Origin of the sequence: Stenotrophomonas sp. JAI102 (genome assembly GCF_013409105.1) — a bacterium.
Lineage (GTDB): Bacteria > Pseudomonadota > Gammaproteobacteria > Xanthomonadales > Xanthomonadaceae > Stenotrophomonas > Stenotrophomonas maltophilia_AA.
Genome location: NZ_JACCCI010000004.1, coordinates 253,415 through 274,094 on the forward strand (window position 1 = coordinate 253,415; position 20,680 = coordinate 274,094).

The window sequence follows — 20,680 nt, forward strand, 5'->3', positions numbered from 1 at the left end:
CTCACCAAGCAGGGCCCGGCATTGCCGGGCCCTGTTTTTTTTGTGTGTCCGGGGCGGTTGGATCCCGGAATTCAACAATAAATCCAATAAGTTGCCGTATTCATTGAAGGTGGCGCTTGAAAGACGTTGTGGCGCTGTTAAACTCGCCGCGTCGACCCCTTCCTGGATGCATCCCATGCAGCGTTTTGCACTGGCCGCCGCGCTTGGCCTGGCCCTGGTTCCCGCCGCCCACGCTGCCGTGGACTGTTCGGCACCTGCCAGCGCATCGCCGCTGCCGCTGCCGGCCACCGCGATCGCACCGGTTGCCGAAGAGCTGTACATCCGCAACGTCCAGCTGGGCATGCCCGCCGGCGTGCTGACCTCCAGCTTCGACCGGGAACAGTCGCTGGATCGCGTGCTGCAGCGCCTGCGCATCGACGGCTGCCAGAACATCGCCAAGGCGATTCCCAGCGCACCGGTGATCAATCCGAACGATCCGGCCGCCTACAAACCGCAGACCGAGTTCGACAACACGCCGTGGCGCTTCGACATGAGCCAGAACGGCAAGCGCATGACCGCTGAAGAATTCGACGCGTGGATGAAGGCGCGTGGCGTGCGCGTGGTCAAGGCACGCCCGGCACCGGCTGCCGTGCCGGCCGCTGCCGCCGAAGCACCGGCTGAGACCAAGCCGGCGGACAAGAAGTAAGCCGCCCGGGCGGAGCACGATGACGACACGCCGGCCACCCGCCGCGACCGCGTCCCGACCACGCCGCCCCGAGCGGCGTGCGAGCCCTGCAACAGGCACCCGCAGCACCGCCGCGAAGGCAACTCCAACCACACCGCGCCATGGCCTGGCGCGTGTGCTGTCCAAGGCCGGGCTGTGCTCGCGCACCGAAGCCGCGCGCTGGATCGCCGACGGCCGGGTCACGGTCGACGGCCGTGTCATCAACAACCCCGAATTTCCGATCATCGACGGTCGCCATCACGTGCGCGTCGATGGTCAGCCGCTGGATGCGCCCAAGCGCGTGCACCTGATGCTCAACAAGCCGCGCGGCCTGGTCACCACCGCGCAGGATGAGCGCGGCCGCGACACGGTGTACCGCTGCTTCGATGCTGCCGGCCTGCCGTGGATCGCGCCGGTCGGGCGCCTGGACAAGGCCAGCGAAGGGCTGCTGCTCTTCAGCAACGATCCGCAGTGGGCCGCGCGCCTGACCGATCCGGCCACCGGCCCGGACAAGACCTATCACGTCCAGATTGACGCCATCCCCGATGCCGCGCAGCTGCAGGCGTTGTGCGCGGGCATCGAGGACGAGGGCGAGCTGCTGCGCGCGCGCCGCGCCACGCTGCTGCGCAGCGGCGACAAGACCGCCTGGCTGGAAGTGGTGCTGGAGGAAGGCCGCAACCGGCATATCCGCCGCCTGCTGGCCGCGTTCGACATCAACGTGCTGCGCCTGGTGCGCGTGGCGATCGGCCAGCTGCCGCTGGGCGAGCTGGGCAAGGGCGCCTGGCGCGAGCTCAGCCAGCACGATCTGGATCTGCTGTACGCCGTGGCCGACAGCGCCGCGGCCACACCGTGACCTCGTGGCCTGCCGGCATGTGGCAGGCCAATCGACCCGGGCAATGGATGGCCTTCGAAGGGACGTTCCGTTCAACACCGGGAGTAAGACCATGCACATCCGTAGCCTCACCCGTTCCCTGTTCCGCGGCGCCTGCCTGTTGTTGCCGGCCGCGCTGCTGACCGCCTGTGGCGGCCACAAACAGATCGCCAAGCAGGATCCGCCGGTGACCGACAAGGTGGTGGAGATCAAGATTCCCGAACTGGACGGCCGCGGCAGCTACCGCTTCATGATGAGCGATGGCGACAAGCGCATGAGCGCCGACGAGTTCGACGCCTGGATGAAGGCCAACGGCATCCGCGTGGCCAAGGGCAACGGCCAGGACGGTCCGGTCGCCGCGCCGGTGGTGGTGGCCAGCAAGGAATCGGCCAAGGACAAGAAGAAAAAGAAGAAATAAAAAAACGCCGGGCATGGCCCGGCGTTTCGGGGGGACGGCGCGCCAGGCGCCGTCGTCCGCTCACCCCTTGATGACGCCCAGCTCCAGGCCGATCCGGGTGAAGGCATCGATCGCACGGTCCAGGTGCGCACGGGTGTGCGCGGCGCTGATCTGGGTGCGGATGCGGGCCTGCCCCTTGGGCACCACCGGGAAGAAGAAGCCGATCGCGTAGATGCCTTCTTCGAGCAGGCGCTCGGCGAACTTCTGCGCCAGCGGCGCGTCGTACAGCATCACCGGGCTGATCGGGTGCACGCCCGGCTTCACATCGAAACCGGCGGCGGTCATCTTCTCGCGGAAGTAGGCGGTGTTCTGCGCCAGGGTGTCGCGCAGGTCATCGGCGGCGGCCAGCATCTCGAAGGCCTTGATGCCGGCGGCGACCACGTGCGGCGGCAGCGAGTTGGAGAACAGGTACGGGCGCGAGCGCTGGCGCAGCAGTTCGATCACTTCGGCGCTGGCGCAGGTGAAGCCGCCGAGCGCGCCGCCCATGGCCTTGCCCAGGGTGCCGGTGATGATGTCGATCTTCTCCAGCACGCCCTTGACCTCGGCCGAGCCGCGGCCGGTCGCGCCAAGGAAGCCGGTGGCATGGCACTCATCGATGTGCACCAGGGCGTTGTACTTCTTCGCCAGCGCGGTGATCTCGTCCAGCGGGGCGATGAAGCCGTCCATCGAGAACACGCCGTCGGTGGTGATCAGCTTGGTCCTGCAGCCGGCGGCATCGGCGGCCTGCAGCTGGGCTTCCAGATCGGCCATGTCGCAGTTGGCGTAGCGGAAGCGCTTGGCCTTGCACAGGCGCACGCCATCGATGATCGAGGCATGGTTGAGCGCATCGGAGATGATCGCGTCGTGCTCGCCCAGCAGCGGCTCGAACAGGCCGCCGTTGGCGTCGAAGCAGGCCGCGTACAGGATGGTGTCCTGCTTGCCGAAGAACTCGGCGATCTGCTTTTCCAGCTGTTTGTGCAGGTCCTGGGTGCCGCAGATGAAGCGCACCGAGGCCATGCCGAAGCCGTGGGTATCCAGGGCGTCCTTCGCGGCCTGGATCAGGTCCGGATGGTCGGCCAGGCCCAGGTAGTTGTTGGCGCAGAAGTTCAGCACCGTGCGGCCGTCGTCCAGGGTGATCTCGGCCGACTGCGGGCTGGTGATGATGCGTTCGGACTTGAACAGGCCCTGGGCGCGGATCGCCTCCAGTTCTTCAACGTAGTGCTGGGTCAACGAGGCGGTGGTGGCGTCGGTCATGGCAGGCAGTCTTCGGCACGGGAAACCCGGGATTTTACCTGTCGGGGGCGACGGCGGGGTTGCCGCGGGCGGCCGATGGGCGGGGCAGGCCGGGAGAAGGTTGCAGACGTGATTGTTGCATCGCAATATCAATCAGGTTAAAAAACTGTAAACCGCGCCGTTCCGCCCACCCCCACCCACGTCTGGAGAGACCCCGCATGAACCACGCCACGCGCTGTACCGCCGCCGCTGTGCTCTGCGCCGCCCTGCTTGCCCCGTTCGCCGCCAGTGCCCAGGACGAGGACGAGGACGCCTCTCCCTTCAGCTGGAGCGTCACCGCCGTATCGGATTACGTGTTCCGCGGTGTCTCCCAGACTGACGAGGACCCGACGATCCAGGCCGGCTTCACCTATACCTCCCCGGTGGGCCTGTACGCCGGTGTCTGGGGCTCGGGCGTGGACTTCGGGCCGGGCGACCCAAGCACCGAGATCGACTACCTGATCGGCTACGGGGTGGATGTCACCGACGGCGTCAATTTCGACGTGCTGCTCAACCGCTACACCTATCCGGGCGCCAGCGAGCTGAACTACAACGAGCTGATCACCACCACCACCTTCGCCGAGCAGTACAAGCTGACGGTGGCCTACACCGACGACCTGTCCGGGTCCGATACCAAGAGCTGGTATTACGCGGTGGGCGGCGAGTGGGGCCTGCCCAATGATTTCACCCTGAGCGCGAACGTGGGCCGCACCTCGCTCGAGACCGATTTCGGCAAGGACTACACCGACTTCAACGTCGGCGTGAGCCGCCAGTTCGGCCTGTTCAACCTGGGCCTGGGGTACCACGGCACCGATGGCGCCGGTCGCGACAACAACGGCAAGTTGGCGGACAACCGCGTGGTGTTCACCGTGGCTGTTGGCAAATGACCTGACGCTGCGATGGATATGGAAAAGGCGCCGAAAGGCGCCTTTTTCGTTTGCCGGGCGCGTACCGACCAACGGTCGGTACCTACCGGGGCCATGCCACGTCCGAGGCGCGTACCGACCAACGGTCGGTACCTACCGGGTAGATCACGACCGTTGGTCGTGACACCGGCCGGCGCGCCAACGGCGCGATGCCTCAATTCCAGCTCAGTACGACCTTGCCGGCCTTGCCCTGTTCCATCAGGTCGAAGCCCTTCTGGAAATCGTCGATCGGCAGCTGGTGGGTCAGCACCTTGCCGAGCGGGAAACCGGACAGCACCAGCTGGGTCATCTTGTACCAGGTCTCGTACATCTTGCGGCCGTAGATGCCCTGCACGGTCAGGCCCTTGAAGATGATCTTGTCCCAGTCGCAGCCGGCGCCCTTGGGCATGATGCCGAGCATGGCGATCTTGCCGCCGTGGTACATGCAGTCGAGCATGTCGTTGAACGCGCGCGGGTTGCCGCTCATTTCCAGGCCCACGTCGAAGCCCTCCATGTGCAGGTCCTTCATCACGTCCTTGAGCGAGGTGTTGGCCACGTTGACCACGCGGGTGGCGCCCATGTCGGCGGCCAGCTTCAGGCGGAAATCGTTGACGTCGGTGACCACCACGTTGCGTGCACCGATGTGCTTGCAGATGCCCGCGGCAATGATGCCGATCGGGCCGGCGCCGGTGATCAGCACGTCTTCGCCGATCACGTTGAACTCCAGCGCGCAGTGCGCGGCGTTGCCGTACGGATCGAAGAAGGCGGCCAGCTCGGACGGGATCTGGTCGGGGATCGGCCACAGGTTGCTGGCCGGCATCACCATGTACTCGGCGAAGGCGCCGTTGACGTTGACGCCGATGCCGACGGTGTTCGGGCACAGGTGCGGGCGGCCGCCACGGCAGTTGCGGCAATGGCCGCAGACGATATGGCCTTCGGCCGAGACGCGCTGGCCGACTTCATAGCCGGTCACGCCCGGGCCGATTTCAGCGATGCGGCCGACGAACTCGTGGCCGATGGTCAGGCCCGGCTTGATCGTGCGCTGGCTCCACTCGTCCCACAGGTAGATGTGCAGGTCGGTACCGCAGATGGCGGTCTTTTCCAGCTTGATCAGGACCTCGTTGGGACCGGGGGTGGGGACCGGAACCTCTTCCAGCCAGATGCCCTTGGCGGCTTCACGTTTGACCAGGGCCTTCATTGTTTGCTGCGCCATCGGGGTGGAACTCGTCTGGGGGAAAACGCGGATTATAGAGCCGCCGGCGGTTTTCCCATGTTGCAGCGCGGGTGGTTTGGCGGCGCAGCGGCTGGGCTAGAATCGGCGGTTCTTTCACCAGGGGCTGCTCTATGCGCTCGAACCTGCTTGCTTTCTCCGTCGTCGCCAGCCTTGGGCTGGTCCAGGTCGCCCATGCCGCAGAAGGCATGTGGGTGCCGCAGCAGCTGCCGGAAATCGCCGGTCCGCTCAAGCAGGCCGGCCTGAAGCTGTCCCCGGAGCAGATCTCCAACCTGACCGGCGACCCGATGGGCGCGGTCGTGGCGCTGGGCGGCTGCACCGCCAGCTTCGTCTCCCCGAAGGGCCTGGTGGTCACCAACCACCACTGTGCCTACGGTGCGATCCAGCTGAACTCGACGGCCGAGAAGAACCTGATCAAGGACGGCTTCAACGCGCCGACCCTGAAGGACGAGCTGAGCGCCGGCCCGAACGCCCGCGTGTTCGTGCTGGACCAGATCATCGACGTGACCGACCAGGCCAAGGCCGCGATCGCTGCCGCCGGCAAGAACCCGCTGGCCCGCACCCGCGCGCTGGAGGCCTTCGACAAGGCCCAGACCGCCGCCTGTGAAGCCGATGCCGGCTTCCGCTGCCGCCTGTACAGCTTCTCCGGCGGCAACACCTACCGCCTGTTCCGCAACATGGAAATCAAGGACGTGCGCCTGGTCTACGCGCCCCCGGGCAGCGTCGGCAAGTTCGGCGGCGACATCGACAACTGGATGTGGCCGCGCCACACCGGCGACTTCTCGTTCTACCGCGCCTACGTGGGCAAGGACGGCAAGCCGGCCGCCTTCTCCGCCGACAATGTGCCATACCAGCCCAAGCACTTCCTGAAATTCGCCGACCAGCCGCTGGGCGCCGACGACTTCGTGATGGTGGCCGGCTACCCGGGCCGCACCAACCGCTACGCCCTGGCCGGTGAGTTCAATGAAACCGCCAGCTGGACCTACCCGACCATCGCGCGCCACTACAACGCGGTGCTGAAGATGATCGACGAGGCCGGCAAGGCCGATCCGGACGTCAAGGTGAAGTACGCCGCCACCGCGGCCAGCATGAACAACGTGGCCAAGAACTACGCCGGCCAGCTGGAGGGCTTCAAGCGCATCGACGCGGCCGGCCAGAAGCAGGCCGAGGAAGCCGCCGTGCTGGCCTGGCTGAAGAAGCGCGGCGCCGCCGGCAAGCCGGCCCTGGCCGCGCATGCGCAGCTGATCCAGCACCTGGACACCAGCAAGGCGACGCGTGAGCGCGACCTGTTCGTCAGCCAGTTCAACAGCACCTCGGCAGTGGGGGCGGCGATCAACCTGTACCGCCTGTCGATCGAGCGCAGCAAGCCCGACGCCGAGCGTGAAGCCGGTTACCAGGAACGCGACCTGCCGTCGATCGAAGGCGGCCTGAAGCAGATGGACCGCCGCTATGTCGCGCGCATGGACCAGCAGCTGCAGACATACTGGCTGAGCCAGTACGTGGCACTGCCGGCCGCGCAGCGCAGCAACGAGGTGCTCAACCAGTGGCTGGCGGGCAGCGACGCGGCCGCCGTGCAGGGTCTGGTCGGCAAGCTCTCGGCCACCAAGCTGGGCAGCCTGGATGAGCGCCTGACGTGGTTCAAGGCCGACCGCGCGGCGTTCGAGGCCAGCACCGATCCGGCGATCCAGTACGCGGTGGCGGTGATGCCGGCGCTGCTGAAGCAGGAAGAGCAGAAGAAGACCCGCGAAGGCGAGTCGCTGGTGTCGCGCCCGCTGTACCTGCAGGCCGTGGCCGACTACAAGAAGAGCAAGGGCGAGTTCGTCTACCCGGACGCCAACCTGTCGCTGCGCATCACCTTCGGCAACGTCATGGGCTACGGCAAGGACGGCGTGAACTACACCCCGTTCACCACCCTGGAAGGCGTGGCGGCGAAGGAAACCGGCGAAGATCCGTTCGATTCACCGAAGGCGCTGCTCGATGCGGTCAAGGCCAAGCGCTACGGCGGCCTGGAAGACAAGCGCATCGGTTCGGTGCCGGTGAACTTCCTGTCCAACCTGGATATCACCGGCGGCAACTCCGGTTCGCCGGTGCTGGATGCCAACGGCAAGCTGGTCGGCCTGGCCTTCGATGGCAACTGGGAGTCGGTGAGTTCGAACTGGGTGTTCGATCCGGTGATGACCCGCATGATCGCGGTCGACAGCCGCTATATGCAGTGGATCATGCAGGAAGTGGCGCCGGCGCCGCAGCTGCTGAAAGAGCTGAACCTCAGCAAGTAAGCCGACACGTCGGTTTCCAGAACCCCGCAGCGAAATCTGCGGGGTTTTTTTTATGGTCCGCTATACCTCCAACTCGTGGCGTCTTGTTTTTCCCTGAGGGAGCGCGTCGGGCAGGGCTGGGCGAGACACGCCGTGAACCCATCCATGGGGGCTCGTACGACCGCATCCGTGCGGTCGAACGGTCTCGCCCAGCCCTGCCCGACGCGCTCTGGACAGATGCCTGCGTGCGGACAAAAAAAGCGAAGCGGCACTGCACCTGCTCTCTGCGTCCGCTTCAGCGACAAACCTTGTTGGATGAGGCCGGGCAGCCTCTAGCAGGACCGTTGTACGGACGGAAAAGCAGCGGCACTGCAGTTGCTCTCGTGTCCGCGTCAGCGACGGAAACCTTGGTGGATGAGGCGGGGCAGCCTCTGGCAGGACCGTTCGACGGCATGGATGCCGTCGTACGAGCCCCCAGGGATGGGTTCACGGCGCGTCCTGCCAGAGGCTGCCCCGCCTCAGCCTGCGCGGGCCAGTCAGGCGCCAACGCTCTACGAGCCATCCGTCAAAGACAAAAGAGCCGCGCAGCTTCACCGCCGCGACCGGGTATGATCCCCGTTCGGTGTGGTTTCACAGGATGTGAACGAAACGCCGAAACCTCCTCCCCCCAAGGAACCCTTGTCCGCATGCGCATCCTGCTTGCCCGTCACGGCGAAACGCCGTGGAATGCCGAAGGCCGCTACCAAGGCCAGATCGATATCCCGTTGTCGCCGATCGGCGAAGCCCAGGCCAACGCGCTGGGCGAACGGCTGAAGTCCGTGGACATCACCCGCGCCGTCGCCTCGCCGCTGGTGCGCGCCCAGCTCACCGCCCAGCTCGCTCTTGGCGCCGAGCGGGCCCCGATGCTGCTGACTGAACCGGACCTGCAGGAAATCGCCCACGGCGAATGGGAAGGCCTGCTCGCCAGCGAAATCCATGACAAGGATCCCTCCCGCCTGCGTGCCTGGCGCGAAGAGCCGGACACCGTGCTGATGCCCGGCGGCGAATCGCTGCGCCTGGTGCTTGAGCGCAGCTGGCGTGGCCTGGCGCGTGCCGCCGAAGGCCTGGGTGAACATGACACCCTGCTGGTCGTCGCCCATGACGCCGTCAACCGCGTGATCCTGTGCCGCATCCTCGGCCTGCCGATCTCGCGCCTGTGGACCTTCCGCCAGGCACCGACCACCCTCAACCTGCTCGAAGGCCCCGACCTCGACCAGCTCGAAGTGGTGCGCCTGAACGACTGCGCCCACCACACCCCGTTCTTCGGCGAAGCCAAGCACCGCGCGCTGTAAGCGGTGTGCGTCTGGACGCGACGGCTCGGTCACTGGCTGGCGAGCCGCGCAGGGCCGCCTGTTCCGCCCCATCGTGGGGTGCCGTGGGCGACCGGTGGACTGGCCGTGGCGTCGCTGTTGGGGTGGTGGGTCGAGTTCCTGCCGCGTCCTGTCCTGTATTCCCCGGCCTGCGTGGCGGCGTCTGCGGTACTCGGCGCCGGCACCGCGTTCTGGCTGTGCCGCCGCGCACTGACCACGGACGAGGTGCAGCGCACGCTCCGGGCAACCCCCGGGCGATTGCTGCTCGGGTATCTGGCCACGCCGTTCCTGCTTGCCGCGATGTACTGGTGCACCGCCACGCGCACGCTGCCCTGGCTGTATACCGCAGTGGCCGGCCAGCCCTATGCCGAACTGCACCAGGTACGCACCGACCACGGCGGTCGCCGCTGCGCCTCGATCCGCGGTGAGAGCCTGAAGCAGGGCCCGCGCGATCGTGTCTGCATCGACCGCAGGCTTTATCATCGCTATCCGCATCAACCCGTCACTGCCCATCTGACCGGCAAGCGCTCCTGGCTGGGGGCCACGGTCAAGCAGATCCACCTGGAACCACCGTCGTGCCACAACGTCCCCTGACCCTCTCCGATTGGCTCAGCTACATCGAGCAGCAGCACCCCGCCACCATCGACATGGGGCTGGACCGGGTGCGTACCGTGGCGCAGGCGATGGGGCTGGGCGCACCGGCCGAGCGCAGCATCGTGGTCGGTGGCACCAACGGCAAGGGCTCCACCGTCGCCTTCATCGAAGCGATCGCCCGTGCCGCCGGCTGGAAGGTCGGCGCGTACACCTCGCCGCACCTGCTGCGCTACAACGAGCGCGTGCGCATCGATGGCGAGGACGCCAGCGACGAGGCACTGATGGCGGCGTTCAATGCCATCGAAGATGCCCGTGGCGACACCACGTTGACCTACTTCGAATACGGCACGCTGGCCGCGCTGCACCTGTTCGCGCAGGCCGGGCTCGACCTGGCCGTGCTGGAAGTCGGCCTTGGCGGCCGCCTGGATGCCGTCAACATCGTCGACAGCGACGTCGCGGTGATCACCACCGTGGACATCGACCACAGCGACTGGCTGGGCGAGGACCGTGAAGCGATCGGCACCGAGAAGGCCGGCATCATCCGCGGCTGGAAGCCGGTCATCCTCGGCGAAATCGACCCGCCCTCGAGCGTGCTCGCGCGTGCCTATCTGGTGGGGGCCAACGCCATCCGGGGTGGCAGTGACTTCTTCGCCGACGACATCGATGGCGAACGCTGGCGCTGGCGCGATGTCGGCTTCCGTCTCGAACTGCCGTACCCGACGCTGCGCGGTCCCATCCAGCGCGCCAATGCCGCCACCGCGATCGCCGCCCTGCGCGCGCTGGATCGCCCACTGCCGCGCACGGCCTTCATCCAAGGCGTTGCCGCCGCGCGTATCCGCGGCCGTCTGCAGGCCTTCGATCGTGACGGTGTCGAGGTCCTGGTCGATGTCGGCCACAACCCGCAGGCCGCCCGCGAACTGGCGGGGGCACTCAAGGCCGCCCGCGTCGCCGGCAGCAGTACCCTCGCCGTGTTCGCCGCGCTGCAGGACAAGGACGCGGCCGGCGTCGTCGATGCCCTGGCCGACCAGGTCCAGCAGTGGCATCTGGCCGGGCTGGCCGGTGCCCGTGCGCAGAGCGCCGGGGAACTGCAGGCACGCCTGGACGGCACGGCAGCGGCCGGCGCCACACTCCACGCCACCGTTGCCGACGCCCTGCAGCACGCCCTGCAGCAGGCCAAGGCCGGTGATCGGCTGCTGGTGTTCGGCTCCTTCCATACCGCTGCCGAGGCACTGCAGACCCTGGATCCCGGCACCTGAGGGGTCTTTGCAGCGCCGTTCAGCCGCATCAGCCGCCGCACACGCGCGCACCCGTATAATCCCCGTGGCATTCCGCCGCGCCGCCTGCCTGCCTTCACGTGGATACTCCTCTGAAACAGCGACTGATTGGTGCCATCGTCCTGGTGGCGTTGGCCGTGATTTTCCTGCCCATGCTCGTCAAGGGTCCCGCGCCTGACAGTGGCGTTGCCAACGTGCCGATCAGCGCACCGGCCGCGCCATCCGATGGCCAGTTCGAAACCCGCGAGCTGCCGCTGGTCGCACCGACCGGTGGCGCCACCGGCCTGCAGAGCGGGGCATCGACCACCCAGCCACTGGCCGACAGCGCTGCCGCCGCCGATCCAGCGCCGGCCGATACCTCGCCGGCCGTGGCCGCGGGCAACTACGCCGTGAGCTTTGGCGCCTATGCCAGCGAGGCCGATGCCGACCGCGTCATCGCCACGCTGAAGAGCGCCCAGCTGGCGGGCTTCCGCGAGCCGGCCACGATCAATGGCCGCCAGGCCTGGCGTGTCCGCGTGGGCCCCTATGCCGACCGCGCGCTGGCCGAAGCCGGCCGCCTGCAGGCGGTGAAGGTACGCAACGACGTCAAGGCCGAAGTCATCACCCTGGACGCGCGCGCCGATACCGCTGTCGCCGCCACCCCGGCGGCCGCTGCGACGGCGCCGACCGCCTCCAGCGCCGCCGCTGCGCCGTCCGGCAACACCGTGAAAACCGAATCCCTGCCGGCCGAACCGGTCGCGGCTGCCAAGCCGGAACCGAAGCCGGTCGCGCCGAAGCCCGAGCCCAAGCCGGCCCCGGCACCCAAGCCCGAAACGGCCGCCGCGCCACCGGTCGCGGCCCCGGCTGCGCCGGCGGCCAGCAGCGTCGGCTTCGCCGTGCAGCTGGGTGCCTTCGGCCAGGCAGCCGAGGCCAACGCGCTGCGCGACAAGGTCCGTGCCGCCGGCTTCAGCGCCTTCGTCGAGCAGGTCCGCACCGACAAGGGCACCCTCAACCGGGTCCGCGTCGGGCCGGTCGCCAACCGCGGTGATGCGGAGAACCTCAAGGCCCAGGTGGCTGCCAAGGTCGGCGTCGCCGGCATGGTCCGGCCGCATCCCTGATGCCGGCCATGCGCCCGTGCCGTGAGGCCCGAACGTTCCTCCCCGGAGGACGCGCGTGATCGATTTCGTACTGTTGGCGGTGATCGGCATCTCGACCCTGCTCGGGGTGATGCGCGGCTTCGTCAGCATCCTCATCAGCACCCTGTCCTGGCTGCTCGGCAGCTGGGCGGCGCTGATGTTCGGTACGGCGGCCGCAGGCTGGTGGTCGGCGCCGGCCGCGCCCGGTACCTGGCACCTGTTCGCGGGCTACCTGAGCGTGTTCCTGCTGGTGATGGTGGCGGTGTGGGCCATCGGCCTGGTAATCCGGCAGGCCGTGCGTTCGACGAGCCTCAACGGCGCCGACCGGATGCTGGGCGGCGTGCTGGGCCTGGCCCGGGGCGGCCTGATCGGTTGTGTGCTGCTGCTGATCGCCTCGTATACGCCGTTGCCGCGCGAGGCAGCTTGGCGTGATTCCAACCTGCGCGCGATGCTCAGCCCCGGTGTGGGCTGGATGCAGGCCAGGATGCCGCAGATGCCCGACATGCCGCAGCTGCCCAACCTGCAGGGCATGCCGATGGCGCTGCCTGACGTGAACATGGCGCAACTTCCCGGCTCGGAGTTGGGCAAGCCGCTGCTGACAGGCGATAATGGTGTGCTTGACGGGCTGCTGGCCGGGCGCGGATGGCCGCGACCGCTGGACGAGACGCCAGAGCAGGGGGGAGACCCCGCCGACGTATCGGCGCGTGGGTCTCACCCAGGCACCCCCGACAACATCGATCCGGCGCTCGTGCGCCCGGATCCCACCGATCCGGCACGGAGCGGTTCCCCCGGCCAGGCACGGCCACCTTCACAGTAAATGGGCGCAGCCCAGCGGAGATTCGCACCATGTGTGGCATCGTCGGAATCGTCGGCAACCAGAACGTCGCCGGGCAGTTGTATGACGGCCTGACCGTCCTCCAGCATCGTGGCCAGGACGCGGCCGGCATCGCCACCGCCGACGGCACCCGCCTGCGCGTGCAGAAGGCCAATGGCCTGGTACGCGATGTGTTCGATGCCAAGCGGATGTCCACGCTGGAAGGCCGTGTCGGCATCGCGCACGTGCGCTATCCCACCGCCGGATCGGAAGGCATGGACGAGGCGCAGCCGTTCTACGTGAACTCGCCGTACGGCATCGCGCTGGCCCATAACGGCAACCTGATCAATACCGAAGCCCTGCGCCAGCAGGTGTTCGAGCAGGACCGCCGCAACGTCAACACCGACTCGGACAGCGAAGTGCTGCTGAACGTGTTCGCCTTCGAACTGGATGCGCAGCGCCAGCTGACCCCGGAAGCGGCGATCCGTGCCGTGGCCGCCGTGCACCGTCGCGTCAAGGGTGGCTATGCGGTGATCAGCGTGGTGCTGGGCCTGGGCCTGGTCGCCTTCCGCGATCCGCACGGCATCCGTCCGCTGGTGCTGGGCAAGCGCGCCCACGCCGAAGGCGACGAATACATCGTGGCCTCCGAATCGGCCGCACTCGACGTGCTCGGTTTCCAGCGCGTGCGCGACGTGCGCCCGGGCGAAGCGCTGGTCATCACCGCGCGCGGCGAGCTGTTCTCCGAAGTCTGCGCCGAGCCGGTCGAGCACAGCCCGTGCATCTTCGAGTACGTGTACTTCGCGCGCCCGGACTCGATGATCGACAACGTCTCGGTGCACAAGGCGCGCATGCGCATGGGCATCAAGCTCGGCGAGAAGATCCTGCGCCTGCGCCCGGACCACGACATCGACACCATCATCCCGATCCCGGATACCTCGCGCGATGCCGCGCTGGAGATCTCCAACACGCTCGGGGTGAAGTACCGCGAAGGCTTCATCAAGAACCGCTACATCGGCCGCACCTTCATCATGCCGGGCCAGGGTGAGCGGGTGAAGTCGGTACGCCGCAAGCTCAACCCGATCCACCTGGAGTTCCGCAACCGCGTGGTGCTGCTGGTGGACGACTCGATCGTGCGCGGCACCACCAGCCAGCAGATCGTGCAGATGGCGCGCGACGCCGGTGCCCGCAAGGTCTACCTGGCCAGCGCGGCGCCGCCGGTGCGCTACCCGAACATCTACGGCATCGACATGCCGGCCGCCGAAGAACTGGTCGCGCACAACCGCAGCATCGAAGAAATCGAGAAGCACCTGGGCTGCGACTGGCTGATCTACCAGGACATCGAGGACATGGAAGCGGCGGTCAGCGAAGGCAACCCCGAGCTGAAATCGTTCGATTCCTCGTGCTTCAACGGCGTCTATCCGACCGGCATCGAGCCGGGCTATTTCGAGCGCATCCAGCAGCTGCGTTCGGACGATGCCAAGCACAAGCGTCGCGCCTGAGGGCAGGGCATGAGTGATGTGTTGGATACCGCGGCCGGCGATCTGCTGCAGGCCGCGCAGCACTGCCTGGCCGAGCCGGATCCGCTGCGCAAGGTTGCGTTGACCCAGCACTACGCCGTGCAGTTCCGCGCCGGTCGCTTGAAGGCACCGGCCGATGCGCCGGCACCGGACCCGATCCGGATGCCGGGGCGGCCCGCCAAGCCGACCCTGGTCCACCCGCGCGATCTGCCGCGGCGTGGCCTGGGCAGCGTGGAAGGGCGTGCGGCGTTCGTGCACGCCATCGCGCACATCGAACTCAACGCGATCGACCTGGCCTGGGATGCGGTCTACCGCTTCCGTGGCCTGCCGACCTCCTTCCATGCCGACTGGGTCAGCGTGGCCGATGACGAATCGCGCCACTTCATGCTGCTGCACGATCGGCTGCAGGCCAACGGCTATGCCTACGGCGATTTCGACGCGCACAACGGCCTGTGGGAAATGCGAGAAGACGGCGCACGATGGGCTGGCCCGCATGGCGCTGGTGCCGCGCGTGCTCGAAGCGCGCGGGCTGGATGTCACGCCGGGCATGATCGTGAAACTGCGCGCCGGGGGCGACCACGCCACCGCCGATGTGCTGGAAATCATCCTGCGCGAAGAAGTGGCGCACGTCGCGGCCGGCTCGCGCTGGTATCGCTGGTACTGCACGCGCGAAGGGGTCGAGCCGCGGCCGCGGTTCATGGCGCTGCTGAAGGAATACGCCGGCGGCTTCCTGTATGGCCCGTTCAACCTGGAAGCGCGCCTGCTGGCCGGCTTCGACGAGGAAGAACTCGCCGAGCTGATCGAACAGACCGAACTGCGCGGTCAGGTGTTGGCCAGCACCACGCGCTGACCGCTTGCGGTCGGCCGGTTGATGTAGAACAACCCGGGACCCGGCCGATACGGCAGTTCCCGGGTGCCCGCATCGGCGGCATAGAGCAGGGCGGTGTCGCCCAGCGCATCGAAGTTCCAATGCGCCGACTGCATCAGGTAGCGCTGGCGCAGCAGGCGTTCCTGCGCGGGATCGAGCGGCGTGCCGGCCAGCAGCCGGGCGGCGATGGGCTGCAGGTCCGCTGGCAGCGCCAAGGCAGGCAGTGCGTCCGGAGAGGTTGTCCACGCCACGCCGGCGGCCGCGGCACGCTGGTGCAGCAGCCGCAGCGCGATGAACTGGTAACGCGAATCGATCTCGCGGCGCAGCACCACTGCCGCATACGCACGCAGGGTGGGCTGCGGCAGGACGCTGCGGCTCCCGACGCGGCGTTGCGGCTGCCACTGATGCCACACGTCGACCCAGATCGCGTCATCGCCCAGGCCGAGTGCGCGCTGCCAGCGACGGCACGTGGCCTGTGCGCTGCGGTACACCGTGGTCGCGCGCAGCAGCGCCAACGGCGGCACCGCGCCGGGCGCCAATTCGTTGCCACGCAGCAGCTGCCCCTGCGGACGGCTGAGCAGCTTGGGTCCTTCGACGCGCTGGTCGTAGCCGCCGCCGATGTTGGCGTGGACGCCCGGCAGCGCGATCTCTTCATGTTCGGGCGCGACGCTGGTGAGCGCGAAGTGCTCACGGTGTTCGTCACGCGCGACCAACTGCACGACCTTGTCCGCGCATCCTGCGGGAAGCGCGACCGCCGGTATCTCGTCGCGATGCTGACGGCCGATCGCCACGACGGTTTCGAGCAGCCCCACGAAGCGCACCGGACGCGCGGTGCCGGGAAACGCCGGTGCCAGCGTCCAGCCTGATCGCACCAGCTGTTCGCGCAGCCATGCGGCGGCGGCGGGCGCGTTGAGCACGTTCACCGCATCGCGCGCGCTGGCCGCGCCGCGCGAGTAGCCGAACAAATCCACCCGCACGCTGCCCAGCGTGCGCCCGGGCTGGGCGCGGGCGAGCTGGCGCAGCGCCTCGGGCAGCAGCTGCTCCAGCGCCTGGCGGCGTTTGGCGCGCACGCCCGTGCGGCCGATCCCGAATGCCAGCCCCATGAGATCGTCATCCTCACCGGTGCGCGTGCCCACCCCTTCGATGTAGAGCGACAGCGCCAGCGTGTCGTCCACCGGCGGCATCTGCCGGTGATCGGGGTACAGCGCCTGCAGCCGCGCGATGTTGGTCAGGCCATTGCTGTAGCTGCTGGTCAACCGGCTCTGGTAGGGCGATGCATCATCGGCGATCACGGCGGGCGGCCGCGGTGCGGGCGTGGTGGCGCCGGCCGGGCGCGACGCGCGCTGCAGGTTGTCGGCGTTGTTGCGGGTGCCGTCGAAGAACAGGCCGATATGCAGCGACACCGTGGTCGCCGTTGCGGGTTGGGTAGCTGCCACCGCGATGTCGTCCCTGTTCCCCGAGGATGCCTGGCTAAGGTAGCGCGGAATCCACGCGCCGCGACAGCACCGGCGGGCCGTCATGATCTCCCTGAACCAAGATGCGGTCGATCACAGTTCCGGAATCCCATCTGCAATTGCTATTGAATTCACACGACCGCGTCGCGCCAGATGGGCAGGCCGGCTCGCCCGGCGGATTGCAGCAAACCGACTCCACTCCGTTTTTCACTCAAAGAGAGGCGACATGATGTCCAGTTCGATGAGCAAGGCCGCAGGTGTGATCGCGTTGTGTCTGTTGGGCGCCGGTGGCGCCGCCGCCGCCCCGTTGTTCGAGCCGGTCACGGTGCTGACCCGGGCCGGCACCGCCCAGCAACCCGCCCTGCAGGCGCTGATGGGCGCGCCGTCGACCAGCGCGGTGCAGGAGGTGCGCGTGGATGCGGCGGCGGTGGCGTCGGCGCAGAAGCAACTGGAGTTCGAACTGCTGGGGCAGCCGGTGCAGGCCCTGCAGAGCCGGGTGGAGACGCTCGCCGACGGCGGCAGCATCTGGTACGGGCAGATCGGCACGCGCGCCGGCGCGCGGCTGCTCAAGGCTGGCGCCCCGGATCCGATGAACGCGGTGATCCTGGTGCGCAACGGCGACACGGTGACCGGCTCGATCCGCAGGGACGGCCAGCTGTACCGGCTGCGTCCGGTCAGTGATGGGCGGCATGTGCTGGTGGAAGTGGATGAGGCGCGCATGCCGGCCGACCATCCGGCCGACTACAACAGCCTGCCCACCATCGCGATGCCGGCCAGTGACCGGGCCGGTATCGCCGCGGCTTCCTCAGGCACCCCGGCCACCATCCGGGTGCTGGTGGTGGCCACCAACGGCGCTGTGGCCGCGTACGGCGGCAACATGCAGTCGCTGGTGCAGCTGGCCGTCGCGGAATCCAACCAGGGCTACAGCAACAGCAATGTCGGCATCACCCTGCAGCTGGCCGGGTACGAGACCACGCCCTATGTGGAATCGAGCAGCTTCTCCACCGATCTGGCGCGCTTCCGCAACACCAGCGATGGCGTGATGGACAGCATCCACGCCAGCCGCAACACCACCCGCGCAGACGTCGCGGTGCTGGTGATCAACAACGCCAGTTCGTGCGGGCTGGCCTCGGGCATCGGCTCCACCGCGGCCACCGCGTTCGCGGCGGTGCATTGGGACTGCGCGACCGGCTACTACTCCTTCGCGCACGAGATCGGCCATCTGCAGAGCGCGCGGCATGACATCGCCACCGACTCCAGCACCTCGCCGTATACCTACGGGCACGGGTACCGTTACCAGCCGGCGACCGGCACCGGCTGGCGCACGATCATGGCCTACAACTGCACCCGCAGCTGCCCGCGCCTGAACTACTGGTCCAACCCGAACATCACGTACAACGGGATCCCGACGGGCATCGCCAGCAGCGCCGACAATCAGCGCGTGCTGGTCAACACCAAGGCGGCGGTGGCCGCTTTCCGCTGATCTGCGCCTCCCCGCGGCGGCTGTACGCCGTCGCGGGTATCAGCCGGCCAGCGCGTCCAGCGTCCAGCCTTCCGGCGTGACGCGCAGCACCGAGCCCTGCTCGTACCAGTCGCCGAGCACGATGCGGGTGCAGTCGCGGCCGCCGGCCTGCAGTGGATGGATGGCCGGGCGATGGGTGTGGCCGTGGATCATCGTGTCCACCCCATAGCGGCCGAAGGTGGCATCGACCTCCGCGGGGGCAACGTCGGTGACGGTTTCGAACTTGGCGCGGTCGCCCTGCTTCATGTCCGACTGCCGCGCTTGGCTGGCGTCGCGCGCCTTCTGCGCGAACGCGATGCGCGCGGCCAGCGGCTGCGACAGGAACTGCGCCTGGAACACCGGGTCGCGGGTCTGCGCGCGGAACTGCTGGTAGGCGACATCGTCCGTGCACAGCAGGTCGCCGTGCTGCAGCAGCACCGGACGGCCATACAGATCGATGACGCTCGGGTCGGGCAGGATCGTGAACCCCGCGCGCCGCGCGTAGTCCTCGCCGACCAGGAAATCGCGGTTGCCGCGGATGAAATACACCGGCACGCCGGCATCGGCCACGGCATGCAGCGTGATCGCCACCGCATCGGCGGCCGGGGAGGGCGTGTCATCGCCGATCCAGGCTTCGAACAGATCGCCCAGGATGTACAGGGCATCGGCCTGCATCGCTTCATCGCGCAGGAAAGCCAGGAACAGGTCGGTGATGGCTGGACGACTCGGGTCCAGGTGCAGATCGGAGATGAACAGCGTGGTCATGCCCACATTGTAAAACGGGATCACGGGACGAGGCATCGCTGCAGGGTGAAGAGCCCGCGTAATTCAGGGGCGCGCGGCGACAGCCGCTACAACGGCAGCCACTGGAGGCTGGCGGCGGCCAGCAGCGCGGCGATCCCGGTCGCGGCCAGCACATCGCTGGGATAGTGCAGGCCCAGCACCACCCGCGACAGCCCGATCAGCGCGGTGAACGGCACCAGCAGCGGTGCCAGCCACGGGTAGTAGGCGAGCGCCACGATCGTGAAGGACACCGCATGCAGGGTGTGCCCGGACGGGAAGCTGAACTCGTCCAGCGGCGCCACCCAGGCACGGATGCGCAGGTCGGCGGCGAACGGCCGCGGGCGTCGCGTCCAGCGCTTGAGCCCCTTGTACAGCAGCAGGGCCATCAGGCCGGTGGCGGCCATGTGCAGCGAGGCGCGCAGACCGTCGACGCCGTCCAGCAGCACCAGCCCGGCCATCAGTGCGTACCAGAACACGCCATCACCCAGGCGGCTGATCACCGCAAAGGCATGCCGGACACGGCGGCGCCGGCAGTAGTGGTTGGCACGTCGGCACCAGCGCGTTTCGTGTCCGCGCAGGGCATCAAGCGGCGTGGTCGGCATGCGGCCTCCGGGCCTGGGCCAGTTCGGCGAGCAGGGCATCGAACTCGGCCACCACCTGCTGTGGATGCAGCCGCTTCATCGCGGTGGCGGCGTTGCGGCCGAGCCGGTGGCGCAGGGCGTCATCGCCGGCCAGCTGCACGGCGGCGGTCACGAATTCGGTGTCGTCGTTCACGGCGATGCCGTTGTCATCGGTGCGCAGGTACTCGCGGGCGGCGCCGTAGTCGAAAGCGACCGTGGCCACGCCACTGGCCATCGCTTCCAGGGTCACGTTGCCGAAGGTCTCGCTGCGGCTGGGAAACAGGAACAGATCGCCACTGGCGAAGTGGCGCGCCAGCGCATCGCCGCGCTGCACGCCGCAGAAGATGAAGTCCGGGTTGTCGTGGGCAAGCCTGGCCCGCGCCGGTCCATCGCCGACGAACACGAAGCGCGCCTTGGGCCGCACCTGCTGCAGCCGGCGGAACGCCTTGACCGCCAGCCCGAGATTCTTCTCCGGCGCGATGCGGCCAACGTAGATCGCGGCGAAGCCATTGCCATCGATGCCCCATTCCTCGCGCAAGGCCGGGTCGCGGCGCTCGGGCTCGAACTGGCTGCTGTCCACCGCGCGTGCCAGCAGGCGGACCCGGTCGAAGCCCTGTTCGCCGAGGAACTGCTGGAGTTCCTGGGTGGGCACCAGGGTCGCATCGGCCTGGTTGTGGAAGCGCCGCATCCAGCGCAGCGCGGCGGCCTGCAGCCAGGCCACGCCGTAGTCGGGGAGGTATTCGTCGAAGCGGGTATGGAAGCCGGTGGCGACCGGAATGCCCAACCGGCGTGCCGTGCGCAGGGCCGACCAGCCCAGCGGCCCCTCGGTCGCGATGTAGATCGCATCCGGGCGCTGCTGCTGCCATTGGCGGGTCAGGCGGGACGGCGCGGGCAGGCCGAAGCGCAGGCCGGGATAGCGTGGCAGGTTGGCACCGGTGACCAGGACGGTGCCGTCGGCCGCGTCGACATCCGATGACTGCCGCGGGCGGACCAGATCGACCTGGTGGCCGGCGGCGCGCAACCCCAGTTCCAGGCCCTGCACGGTCAACGCAACGCCGTTGACTTCAGGGGGATAGGTTTCGGTGACGATGGCATAGCGCATGGCGGGCCTCCGGTAT

At 68.1% G+C, this 20,680-nt stretch carries 18 protein-coding genes and 1 pseudogene; 13 read left to right on the top strand and 6 right to left on the bottom strand.

The window, feature by feature from the left end:
- Positions 1 to 175: 175 nt before the first annotated feature.
- The 3 genes from HDC96_RS16225 (at position 176) to HDC96_RS16235 (ending at position 1,992) form a co-directional block, all read left to right on the top strand.
- Entirely contained in the window at positions 176 to 685 is a 510-nt protein-coding gene (locus HDC96_RS16225) for a hypothetical protein (protein ID WP_179460866.1), read from the top strand.
- A gap of 19 nt (positions 686 to 704) precedes the next feature.
- The gene (locus HDC96_RS16230; protein WP_179460867.1) at positions 705 to 1,556 is read left to right on the top strand and encodes a pseudouridine synthase; all 852 of its coding nucleotides are present in this window, start codon (positions 705 to 707) and stop codon (positions 1,554 to 1,556) included.
- Positions 1,557 to 1,647: 91 nt separating this feature from the next.
- The gene (locus tag HDC96_RS16235) at positions 1,648 to 1,992 is read left to right on the top strand and encodes a hypothetical protein (RefSeq protein WP_176990714.1); all 345 of its coding nucleotides are present in this window, start codon (positions 1,648 to 1,650) and stop codon (positions 1,990 to 1,992) included.
- A 60-nt stretch (positions 1,993 to 2,052) separates the two neighbouring features.
- On the opposite strand, the gene kbl is transcribed toward HDC96_RS16235, so the two are convergent.
- Positions 2,053 to 3,264 (bottom strand): glycine C-acetyltransferase, encoded by a 1,212-nt coding sequence (gene kbl, locus HDC96_RS16240; protein WP_179460868.1) that lies wholly within the window; start codon positions 3,262 to 3,264, stop codon positions 2,053 to 2,055.
- A 197-nt stretch (positions 3,265 to 3,461) separates the two neighbouring features.
- On the opposite strand from kbl, the gene HDC96_RS16245 reads away from it, so the two are divergent.
- Positions 3,462 to 4,169: a TorF family putative porin gene (locus HDC96_RS16245; protein ID WP_179460869.1), complete on the top strand. Its 708-nt coding sequence runs from the start codon at positions 3,462 to 3,464 to the stop codon at positions 4,167 to 4,169.
- Between the two features lie 193 nt (positions 4,170 to 4,362).
- Here HDC96_RS16245 and tdh read toward each other — a convergent pair whose 3' ends face one another.
- Positions 4,363 to 5,385: an L-threonine 3-dehydrogenase gene (gene tdh / locus HDC96_RS16250; RefSeq protein WP_176990742.1), complete on the bottom strand. Its 1,023-nt coding sequence runs from the start codon at positions 5,383 to 5,385 to the stop codon at positions 4,363 to 4,365.
- 146 nt (positions 5,386 to 5,531) lie between these two features.
- Between tdh and HDC96_RS16255 the strand changes: the two genes are divergently transcribed.
- The 8 genes and pseudogenes from HDC96_RS16255 to HDC96_RS16290 all read left to right on the top strand — a co-directional run bounded on the left by HDC96_RS16255 (position 5,532) and on the right by HDC96_RS16290 (position 15,186).
- Positions 5,532 to 7,694 (top strand): S46 family peptidase, encoded by a 2,163-nt coding sequence (locus tag HDC96_RS16255; protein WP_179460870.1) that lies wholly within the window; start codon positions 5,532 to 5,534, stop codon positions 7,692 to 7,694.
- A gap of 665 nt (positions 7,695 to 8,359) precedes the next feature.
- Positions 8,360 to 9,004: a histidine phosphatase family protein gene (locus tag HDC96_RS16260; protein ID WP_179460871.1), complete on the top strand. Its 645-nt coding sequence runs from the start codon at positions 8,360 to 8,362 to the stop codon at positions 9,002 to 9,004.
- A gap of 105 nt (positions 9,005 to 9,109) precedes the next feature.
- A complete protein-coding gene (locus tag HDC96_RS16265; protein ID WP_179460872.1) occupies positions 9,110 to 9,616 on the top strand; it encodes a hypothetical protein in 507 nt (168 codons plus the stop codon).
- Positions 9,598 to 10,872, top strand: coding sequence for a bifunctional tetrahydrofolate synthase/dihydrofolate synthase (gene folC / locus HDC96_RS16270; RefSeq protein ID WP_179460873.1), 1,275 nt, complete (start codon positions 9,598 to 9,600; stop codon positions 10,870 to 10,872). The genes HDC96_RS16265 and folC overlap by 19 nt, the downstream gene beginning before the upstream one ends.
- Before the next feature lie 98 nt (positions 10,873 to 10,970).
- On the top strand, positions 10,971 to 11,987 hold the full coding sequence (locus HDC96_RS16275) for an SPOR domain-containing protein (RefSeq protein WP_179460874.1): 1,017 nt from the start codon (positions 10,971 to 10,973) through the stop codon (positions 11,985 to 11,987).
- 55 nt (positions 11,988 to 12,042) lie between these two features.
- Positions 12,043 to 12,822 carry a CvpA family protein gene (locus HDC96_RS16280; protein WP_179460875.1) on the top strand — a complete coding sequence of 260 codons (780 nt, stop codon included), beginning with the start codon at positions 12,043 to 12,045 and terminating at the stop codon, positions 12,820 to 12,822.
- Positions 12,823 to 12,851: 29 nt separating this feature from the next.
- On the top strand, positions 12,852 to 14,318 hold the full coding sequence (purF, locus tag HDC96_RS16285; protein ID WP_019185825.1) for an amidophosphoribosyltransferase: 1,467 nt from the start codon (positions 12,852 to 12,854) through the stop codon (positions 14,316 to 14,318).
- A 9-nt stretch (positions 14,319 to 14,327) separates the two neighbouring features.
- Positions 14,328 to 15,186: pseudogene (locus tag HDC96_RS16290) on the top strand (ferritin-like domain-containing protein).
- Here the strand turns inward: HDC96_RS16290 and HDC96_RS16295 are convergent.
- The gene (locus HDC96_RS16295; protein WP_343203021.1) at positions 15,159 to 16,640 is read right to left on the bottom strand and encodes a DUF2235 domain-containing protein; all 1,482 of its coding nucleotides are present in this window, start codon (positions 16,638 to 16,640) and stop codon (positions 15,159 to 15,161) included. The pseudogene HDC96_RS16290 and the gene HDC96_RS16295 sit on opposite strands and share 28 nt — an antisense overlap.
- A 244-nt stretch (positions 16,641 to 16,884) precedes the next feature.
- Here HDC96_RS16295 and HDC96_RS16300 point away from each other — a divergent pair, with 244 nt between their 5' ends.
- Entirely contained in the window at positions 16,885 to 18,141 is a 1,257-nt protein-coding gene (locus HDC96_RS16300; protein WP_179460876.1) for a zinc-dependent metalloprotease, read from the top strand.
- A 39-nt stretch (positions 18,142 to 18,180) separates the two neighbouring features.
- Here HDC96_RS16300 and lpxH read toward each other — a convergent pair whose 3' ends face one another.
- The 3 genes from lpxH to HDC96_RS16315 form a co-directional block, all read right to left on the bottom strand.
- Positions 18,181 to 18,924 (bottom strand): UDP-2,3-diacylglucosamine diphosphatase, encoded by a 744-nt coding sequence (gene lpxH / locus HDC96_RS16305; RefSeq protein WP_179460877.1) that lies wholly within the window; start codon positions 18,922 to 18,924, stop codon positions 18,181 to 18,183.
- Between the two features lie 86 nt (positions 18,925 to 19,010).
- Positions 19,011 to 19,544, bottom strand: a complete 534-nt coding sequence (locus HDC96_RS16310; RefSeq protein WP_179460878.1) for a phosphatase PAP2 family protein — start codon at positions 19,542 to 19,544, stop codon at positions 19,011 to 19,013.
- On the bottom strand, positions 19,525 to 20,664 hold the full coding sequence (locus HDC96_RS16315) for a glycosyltransferase family 1 protein (protein WP_179460879.1): 1,140 nt from the start codon (positions 20,662 to 20,664) through the stop codon (positions 19,525 to 19,527). The genes HDC96_RS16310 and HDC96_RS16315 overlap by 20 nt, the downstream gene beginning before the upstream one ends.
- Between the last annotated feature and the right edge of the window lie 16 nt (positions 20,665 to 20,680).